The following is a 2,009-nucleotide window of genomic DNA, read 5'->3' as shown; positions in this document are numbered from 1 at the left end:
ACCTGCAAAAAGGGCTTGCAATGTAGGATTCTAAATCGTTCACCCTTTGTTCCGCACTCATGGTGAGTCGGGCTTGGGTGGTCCGCCGCAACGGTCGGGCCGTCCATGCTGTAGATGATCGTCATCAGGAGAATGCATGCGTACGTTGCTTACCGTCATTTCGGCCCTTCTCTGCACCACGCCGCTCGCGGCGCAGGAGATGAAGGCTCCCCCACTCCCGACACCGCAAAACTCCAAGGGGTCGGGCAAGGACCTCCAGGTCGAGTACCTAGCCCAGCAATACGGTATCTCGGCCGCGGAGGCGGCAGAGCGTGTCGACGTCCTCCGCGATGTCCAGCAAATCGTGGACGTCGCGGTCGCCAGCGATCCGGACGGCTTCGCGGGCCTGTGGGTGGAGCACACGCCGACGTTCAAGATCATCGTCGCATTCACCGGCCAGGACGAGCGCAAGGCGTTCCTGGATCAGATTCCGGCGAAGCTGCGGCGCTATGTGCAGCTGCGCAACGCGACCAAATCGCTCGCGGCGGCGCAGCAGGACCTGGATGCGATCTTGAAGGCCATCACCGCCGCCAAGCTTCCCTTCGAGACGTATTTCGAGCCGAGAAGCCAGAATTATGTCGTCACGGTGAAAGACCAAGCGGCTGCTCAGACGGCCCGGGGCTTGATCCCCCCGACGTTGCGCTCGGCCGTGAAGGTCGAGGTGGGGCCGATTCTACAAACCTTCCAGACCAACGTGCGGCCAGGCGATGCGGTCTATGGCGGATGGGAGCTGGTCGACTCGACCGGGCGCGCGACCTGTAGTTACGGTTTCGCCGGAAGGGACAGCAACGGCCGGGACTCGATCCTGACCGCCGCCCACTGCCGGACGAACCCGCCCTACGTGGTCGGGTCCGATGGTAGCCACCTGGTGCAACTGCCGGCCGCAACGGAGACGCGTTATGGCGACCTCTATGATTTCCGTTATCATCCGGTGGTCGGCCTTAGCACCGGGTACTGGGTCTATTTCCAGAACTCCAAGGCGGTGACCGATTACCCGTCCTACGTGAACACGGTTCCGGGCTTCTATGGAGATGGCTATTTCACCACCCGGGGTACGCTCAAGCAGTCGTCCTACAACTCGAACCACTATATCGGAATGCCCGTGTGCAAGAGCGGCATGACGACCGGCTTCACCTGCGGCACCGTCCAGTCAAGCTCGGTGTCGGGCACCGATGATCGAGGCGTGAGTTATTCGAGCTTCGTGAAGGTCAGCGGATCGAGCCAGCAGGTGATCGCCTTCGGCGGCGACAGCGGGGCGCCTGTATTCTCATACCCGAACGGCTCGTACGAGATCGTCGCCTATGGCATTCTCAAGGGAGGCAGCACCGACGCTTATGGGCGTCCCTGCACCGGGAGCGCTTGTTCGTTCTCATATATGCCGATCGATCGGGTGAACGACAGGGTTCCCTTCCTGATCCACACCACCCAAGGGCTATTGGTGCCTTGAGCGCCCGAGCGGTCCCGATGATGTTGGCGTTAGGGGCGCTCGCCGCCTGTAACGCTGACCGGGAGAAGAAGGTATGGCCGTTCGCGGTTGGCCAAAGCTCGGGCGTGACGGTCGTGACCGAGCTGCCGGAGGCCGCGAACCGGTTGCGGAACGCCACACGGGATTATGGCACCTTCTTCGTGAAGGATGGCTGCCTTCAGGTCCGCGTCGGCTCCACCGTCCTGACGCCGGTCCTGCCGCTAGGATCGACCCTCGACGCTCGCGGCGACGCGATCGTCGTGGGAGGTAGGCGGTTTCCGATCGGGCGGGAGTACAGCCTGCCCTTTGCTTCGGAGGTCGGCGCCGAAGCCGGCGAGGCGGCCGCCTCGATCGGCTTGCCCGATAGATGCTCTCAACGGCTCCTTAGCATGGGCTCGCCCGGGTAGGTGTAGGGGCTTGCAATCGTAGCGGTGTCTGCTCGCCAACAGCGCTATTTCCTGCTCACGCTATCTGCCACTGGCGCGTGGCACCGTGCTCGAATTAG

General features: G+C 62.7%; 2 protein-coding genes. Both read left to right on the top strand.

The window, feature by feature from the left end; genetic code table 11:
- The first annotated feature begins 136 nt into the window (after positions 1–136).
- On the top strand, positions 137–1,486 hold the full coding sequence (locus tag AAIO73_RS20110) for a S1 family peptidase (RefSeq protein ID WP_037447533.1): 1,350 nt from the start codon (positions 137–139) through the stop codon (positions 1,484–1,486).
- A 104-nt stretch (positions 1,487–1,590) separates the two neighbouring features.
- Positions 1,591–1,911, top strand: a complete 321-nt coding sequence (locus AAIO73_RS20105; protein ID WP_345880565.1) for a hypothetical protein — start codon at positions 1,591–1,593, stop codon at positions 1,909–1,911.
- Positions 1,912–2,009 lie beyond the last annotated feature (98 nt).

Origin of the sequence: Sphingomonas epibiotica (assembly GCF_039615155.1) — a bacterium.
Taxonomy (GTDB): domain Bacteria; phylum Pseudomonadota; class Alphaproteobacteria; order Sphingomonadales; family Sphingomonadaceae; genus Sphingomonas.
Note: the sequence above shows the minus strand (reverse complement) of the source record. Positions and strands in the feature narration are given on the sequence as shown.

Bases quoted from the DNA above. Each gene is read 5' to 3' on its own strand.
- AAIO73_RS20110 (WP_037447533.1), top strand. From the start codon at position 137: ATGCGTACGTTGCTTACCGTCATTTCGGCCCTTCTCTGCACCACGCCG.